This is a genomic window from Mangrovimonas sp. CR14, from assembly GCF_011764015.1.
GTDB lineage: Bacteria > Bacteroidota > Bacteroidia > Flavobacteriales > Flavobacteriaceae > Mangrovimonas > Mangrovimonas futianensis.
This window is the reverse complement of the sequence record NZ_JAAFZY010000012.1, coordinates 1-6,208: the sequence shown is the minus strand read 5'-3', so window position 1 is coordinate 6,208 and position 6,208 is coordinate 1. Positions and strand designations below refer to the sequence as shown.

At 32.4% G+C, this 6,208-nt stretch carries 9 protein-coding genes; 8 read left to right on the top strand and 1 reads right to left on the bottom strand.

Features of this window, described 5'->3' with window-relative positions; translation table 11 throughout:
• Nucleotides 1-50: 50 nt before the first annotated feature.
• Complete coding sequence (locus GZ212_RS15970) at nt 51-200, bottom strand: hypothetical protein (RefSeq protein ID WP_166962522.1); 150 nt, start codon at nt 198-200, stop codon at nt 51-53.
• Nucleotides 201-259: 59 nt separating this feature from the next.
• On the opposite strand from GZ212_RS15970, the gene GZ212_RS15965 reads away from it, so the two are divergent.
• From GZ212_RS15965 to GZ212_RS15930, 8 genes are all read left to right on the top strand, one after another.
• Complete coding sequence (locus GZ212_RS15965) at nt 260-691, top strand: carboxypeptidase-like regulatory domain-containing protein (RefSeq protein ID WP_166962519.1); 432 nt, start codon at nt 260-262, stop codon at nt 689-691.
• 152 nt (nt 692-843) lie between these two features.
• The gene (locus GZ212_RS15960; protein ID WP_166962516.1) at nt 844-1,461 is read left to right on the top strand and encodes a hypothetical protein; all 618 of its coding nucleotides are present in this window, start codon (nt 844-846) and stop codon (nt 1,459-1,461) included.
• A gap of 135 nt (nt 1,462-1,596) precedes the next feature.
• Complete coding sequence (locus GZ212_RS15955) at nt 1,597-2,130, top strand: hypothetical protein (protein WP_166962513.1); 534 nt, start codon at nt 1,597-1,599, stop codon at nt 2,128-2,130.
• Between the two features lie 158 nt (nt 2,131-2,288).
• Nucleotides 2,289-3,011, top strand: a complete 723-nt coding sequence (locus GZ212_RS15950; RefSeq protein WP_166962510.1) for a hypothetical protein — start codon at nt 2,289-2,291, stop codon at nt 3,009-3,011.
• Nucleotides 3,012-3,178: 167 nt separating this feature from the next.
• The gene (locus GZ212_RS15945; protein WP_166962507.1) at nt 3,179-3,466 is read left to right on the top strand and encodes a hypothetical protein; all 288 of its coding nucleotides are present in this window, start codon (nt 3,179-3,181) and stop codon (nt 3,464-3,466) included.
• Between the two features lie 250 nt (nt 3,467-3,716).
• Complete coding sequence (locus tag GZ212_RS15940) at nt 3,717-4,337, top strand: hypothetical protein (RefSeq protein WP_166962504.1); 621 nt, start codon at nt 3,717-3,719, stop codon at nt 4,335-4,337.
• A gap of 165 nt (nt 4,338-4,502) precedes the next feature.
• Nucleotides 4,503-5,078, top strand: a complete 576-nt coding sequence (locus tag GZ212_RS15935) for a hypothetical protein (protein ID WP_166962501.1) — start codon at nt 4,503-4,505, stop codon at nt 5,076-5,078.
• A 209-nt stretch (nt 5,079-5,287) separates the two neighbouring features.
• Nucleotides 5,288-6,031, top strand: a complete 744-nt coding sequence (locus GZ212_RS15930) for a barstar family protein (protein ID WP_166962498.1) — start codon at nt 5,288-5,290, stop codon at nt 6,029-6,031.
• The last annotated feature ends 177 nt before the right edge of the window (nt 6,032-6,208 follow it).

Here is a 6,208-nt window from a genome sequence, read left to right as displayed (position 1 = left end):
AAACTTGGATAAGAAAAGAATTATGCCTTATGAAAAACTGAAAAATAAAATTACGTTTTACAACAACGGCTATAATTAATAGCTATACCCTTTTCTATTTGTAAAATTTTATCTGCAATCTTTTGTTTTGCTAAGTCAGATATATGGCTTTCATTTATAACCATTCTTTTTAAATTATATAATTCTAATTCTAAGTTCATTATTTAATAATTTTTAGTTAATTCTACGCTACTAATCATAGCCAAACCGTTACCTGCAAATGCGAAAAACCATTCTCATATTATTAATTCTGACTTATAATCTGACTTTTTCACAAAGTGCGGAATTGGAATTTGAATTTCGCGATCTGAGTGGAAATTTGGTTGAGGAAAACGGACAACCTTTACCTGGTCAAACAGTTATGATTAAAGGAACAGAAATCGGGGCAACAACAGATTTTGACGGAAATTTTTGTCTGATAATACCAAAAAACAAAACTGTATTTATCGAATTGCCATTTTGCTTTGACCAAATAATTCGTGAAATAAAACCTACTGACAACACGATTGAATTGAAAATTGGACAGGGTAAGCGGAAATCAAAAAAAGCGACTCGGAATTGGAAAAAATTAAAAGCGAAATTAAACGCTGAATTGAATAAAATATATAATAGTGCAGAATATAAAGAGGCGGAAAAAAACATCTGCAGGTAACACCGGCTATAGTTCATTGCTGCGGTAATACTCATAGTTTATTTGGGCAACTTTACTATCTTTAGGTTTGGCGGAAAAGTCCTGCGGACGTTTTCCGCAACGACACTATAGCCAAGACCGTTGCCATTAATACCGAAAAACCAACAAACTGAATGATAAACAAATTTTTAAACGCTAAACATTGGCAATTATTTACCCTAATGTTCGGAATTCCGATTTTATTACAAATAATTACTATGATATCAATGTTTGCGAATATTGACTCAAACGGCAATCCTGACCAAACAGGAATGCTGAATATGATGAAAATATTTCCTATTATAATGGTCCTTTACGTTGGACTATTTTTTGGCTGGTTTTGGTCAATTGGAATTGGATTACAGAAATTCATCCCAACTGACATTAAAATGAAAATTAAAAAATTCAAAATATTTTTCTTCATTCCTCTGACTTATATTCTTTTTTTATTGGTAATAATCGGAACTACGTTTTACGGAATTTCATCTGGAAGTAATGCTGTTGGCGGAATTGTTGGAAAAATGTTATTTGTAGTTATTCCATTGCATTTATTTTCAATGTTCTGCATATTCTATTTGCTATATTTCGTTTCGAAAACAATCAAAACTATTGAATTACAGCGAACAGTAACTTTTAGTGACTTTATCGGAGAATTTTTTATGATTTGGTTCTTTCCAATAGGAATTTGGTTTATACAACCGAGAATAAATAAAATAGTGAGTGAAAAAAGTACTAATGGCAACAATATATAACCGCAATTACGGCGGATTCGACTACTTCCGAATCCACTCGGAATTGCTAACGTCAGTTCTAAACCGAAAAACATTAACTTTAATCCCGTAACTGACGGTTATACGGACCGTTGTGCGTCATTTAACAAAACCATCGTGAAAAGTAAAATAATACAAATAATTCCAATTTTAATTCTGCTAATGAGTTGTAATCAAAAGCAGAAACAAATTGACACTTGGAATAATCGGATTGCGGAATACCAAGCAGAAACGGATTCGAAAACTAAAACGAAAAATCTTGAATCTGAAAATCAAAAGATTGTTGCGGATACGATAACGAATTGGCAATTCTACAAAGATTCGGAGTTATTATTTGCAAGCAATATGGTTGACTCAAACCGATTTACTGCTGAAATTAAAAAATCAGATAAATATGAAAATCTCTATTTGAAATTCTTTTATGACTTCAACAATGAAATTATGAAACGTGAAATAAAGTTGGTTTACGAAAATAAAACTTTAGCAACGTTCGTGAACGAAAATAGAAGTCATTCACCTTTTCCGATAGAAAAATATATTTTGGACAGAATTAGAATGATAAATCCGAATAAGGAAATGAAAATTGTCTATTCTGACCCAATTATGAAAAATGGAATTATAGTTGGCCTGTTAAAATTAACGAACGAATAATAACGAACGCACAACAATGGCTATAAACAATTGCTATTACAAGCTTATCCTGAAAATTCCTGCGGAATTTTCAGCTTGTCGTGTACTTGCAAAAGTCTGTGCTAAACCACGCAACTGTTCATAGCCGAGACCGTTAGCTGTAATTTAAACCAACTTTTGTGGTAAAAAAGAAAGACATCGAAAAATTAATTGTTCAGAACAAAAAAAGTAATCTGACAAACCATTGGAACGATGCATTTCACTACAACACAACAAAATACAGTGGAGAAATTAAACGGAATGAACTTTTGATTTGGCGTTCATCTCATTTTCTGCGTGGTGCTTACCCAATATTCCATCTGACTTTTAACCAAAATGACGAACTGAACGGAATAAGGACAGAGAAAAACCCTTATCACAAACTGCTGAATAAAATAACATTCGGATTTTTAGTTGTATTGATTTCAGGTTTGTTCCTCTCAACTGACTTTAAAATGGCAGTAATTGGAACAATCGGACTTTTAGTCATTGTACTTTTATTACGTTTGGTCTTGAGAAATTCAAAAAAATACGAAACCAAACTTCTGACTGACGAACTAAAAAAAGCCATTCAAAATATTGAGCTAAAAAACAACTCTGAATTGACCAACAAACCAAAATCTGAATTAAAACAGGATAAGGTTAAAGAGTGGACTTTTGCGAAAATCTTGACAAGAATTATACTATATCCATTCTGTCTATTTATTCTTTATCTATGTATTCAAATGATTTTAAATCCCGACCCAAATCACCCAAGACAAAGACCTTTAGGTATTTTTGGAATTATAGTTGTTGGCGGATATTTAGTAGCTGACATAACAATTATTGTGAAAAATTTAATGAAAAATAAAAACTACAGCTAACAACGTGTATAATTCATTGCTTCTGATTTTCCTTTCGGAAAATCCTCGCGCTGAATTATCGCCTTTGTTTTTTTACTAAATTAGTTACTGTAACACGCAACAAATCATACACAAACCGTTGTAAATAATTGCTCGGATAAAAACCAAATTGACAACCAACGCTCTGAATGAATAAAATTTCTGAACTGATAAACAAACCGAAAATCAATGTTATCGGACTTTTAATCGGAATGTTGATTTCTTGGATTATTGGAATGTCAACGGACTTACCTCAAAGCTCTGGACATGGTGGATTTATTCCGTTGGTCTATCCTCCTATTATTGCGCTATTCTTTATCGGAATTTTTTACATTTCTAGAATTTTTTCAAAAAAATATAATTGGATTGTAAGTCTCTTTGGGATAATTTATCTTTTATACTTCGGAATTGACTTTTACTTAATAGAGAATATTTAAAAACAGAAAATATGCTAAACGTTCTCACTCAAATGTCTCACAACTATTTACAACACTGGCTATAATCCATTGCTTGTTTTTAGTTAATTGAAAAATTCCTACTTTTAACAAACTATGATTCCTGCTTCGAAAATCCTGCGGATTTTACTCGCAACGGAATCATAGCCAAATCGTTGCCAGTAATATGAAGAAAATTCCGTTGATATTAATATTTCTGACTTTTTTTGGATGCAATCAAAAAGAGAAAAATGTGAATTTGACAAAAACGGAAAACAAAACTCAACTGACCGAGAAAAGTGAAACAATTTTTTGGATTGATACAATTTCAAATGGCAAATTCTTGAAAATCTATTCAAAACCCGAAAATGATTCTCAAAATCTAATCGCTGAATTTGGTGACGAAACCAAAAAACATACAATTGACTTAAAAGTCGAGGAATATGAAATGTTTGGAATTCCGTTCACAAATCAAATTGAGTGGATAACAGAAAAAAGTTTTGCTTTAATAGACGGTTGTGGTACGAACTGTAGATATGTGACTATCTTCAATACAACAAAATCAAAACCGACTATAACACAAGTAGATTATTTTCCTAATATGAGTTATGGAAATTTTGAAAGTGATAATGAGAATCTTTACGTTAAGGTGGATTGGGACTTTGGAAAGTACATAAAACTTTCAATCATTGATACTGACACACAAAAGCAAGCTAAATTTGATTTACCAAAATGCTGGACTTGTGAGGATGAAACTGGTGAAATTTATGGAATGTTACACTCATTGACACTAAAAGATAATACTATAATAGTTAGCCGACATTCTGATAACAAAGAAGATGATATTTTATCAGGAGAATTAATTTGGAAATAAATACTACTGGCAACACCGGCTATAGTTCATTGCTTCTGACTTTCCTCTCGGAAAGTCCTCGCAAATTTGCTATCTTCGGTTTACGGCGGAAAATCCTCGCGGATTTTCACGCAACGTAACCATAGCCAAACCGTTAGCAACAAGCTCAAAAAACAACCCTGAAATTTGAAATTATTAATCGCATTATCAATTACCCTGACCTTTTCCTCTTGTAATGAAAATAGGAATGAGTTGGAATCTGAATATCAAAAATGCATAAATGATAAAACTTTTGATAGAGGAATCCTTTACCCAGTGGAAACGTCGGAATCTGACATAGCGAGTTCAGTAAGTGTTTTTGATTCAATTCAAAAGTTCGAATATCTTTTGCAAAAAACTGGTCATCTATCAGAAATAAGTAAAAATGGCTATTTGACATTGATTGCTGAAATTGAACAAGCCGATTATCTAAAAAAAGAATTTGAGGAGTTTAATTCGACCAATTATTTCATTGAGAATAATTTAATGACAGCTCTATTCTTTGAGGAATTATTTTATGACTGTGCAATAAGTTCCTTTAAGAACCAAATACATTACCAATTTATTCTTGATACAAAAGATAAAGTTCAACTCAATTCTTATCCGAATAGAGAAATATTGACTGAATTAATTGATAAGATAGAATTTGACAGCGTGACGCAAAGGTTAATTGTAACATATCTAATTTATAGCAATTTGTACTGGAGATATGAAATGGAATAAAAGCCAGTTGCTAACAATGTATAACCGCAATTACGGCGGATTCGACTGCGTCCGAATCCACTCGGAATTGCTAACGCCAGTTCTTAACCGAAAAACATTAACTTTAATCCCGTAACTGACGGTTATACGAACCGTTGCCAACAATTTGAATGACAAGCATAAACCCAAATAGAATCAAATTTTATCAATTCCTAAATGATGACCTTTCATTGGAATCATTTGAAAAGTGGATTTATGAAAATAAGGAACTCGAAAACACAATTCCAGAAGACCATTATAACGACTTGTTAGCTTTCAATTTCAAAAGTCGAGAAGTAAAAAACTACATTAAATCAGTTGTCAAAAAGCACTTCGACTGGAGCGAATACGAAAAGTGGAGAACAGTAGAGCTATTAAAAAAAATAAAATCTGGTAAAGTTGAGATTGTTTTGGCTACAAGAAAATTGAGACAATTATATCTTGAACAAGAAGAGGAAATTAAAAGACCATTTCTTTCAATCGGACTTGCAATAGGTTATGAAAGTGAACTCGACAATTGTCCAATAGAATCAGAATACAATCAATGGAATTCGGATGCTTTGAAAAAGCAACTTGAACCCGTAGAATGGTATCGAAAACAGATTTTAGAAGACGTTGACTCGGAACTTAACGAATTACTAAATCCTGAAATAAAAACGATTGACCTTGGGCATATTGTAAATGTCAAGCACCTGCACGACACTTTTGCCGAACGACTTTATTTCCCTGAATTTTATGGAAATAATTGGGACGCATTTTGGGACTCAATTACTGGAATTGTAGAAATGCCAAAAGTTTTGACATTGACTAATTGGGATAAATTTGAAAACACGTTTGAGAAAGAATCAAAAATTTTGAAAGAAATAATAGCGGATTACAACAATCAAAACGCTGAAAAAATAATAAAAACTGTTGGCAACAATGGCTATAAGTAATTGCTTGTTCTCGCCTACTTCTGAAAATCCTCGCGGATTTTCAGTTTGGAGTGTACTTGCAAAGTTAAGTGATTACCAACGCAACTACTCATAGCCGAGACGTTGGCTACAATTTGAGCAAAATGCACCTGATATTAGATTTAGACGGAGTTTTGATAACAAACCCAAGTTGGAAAG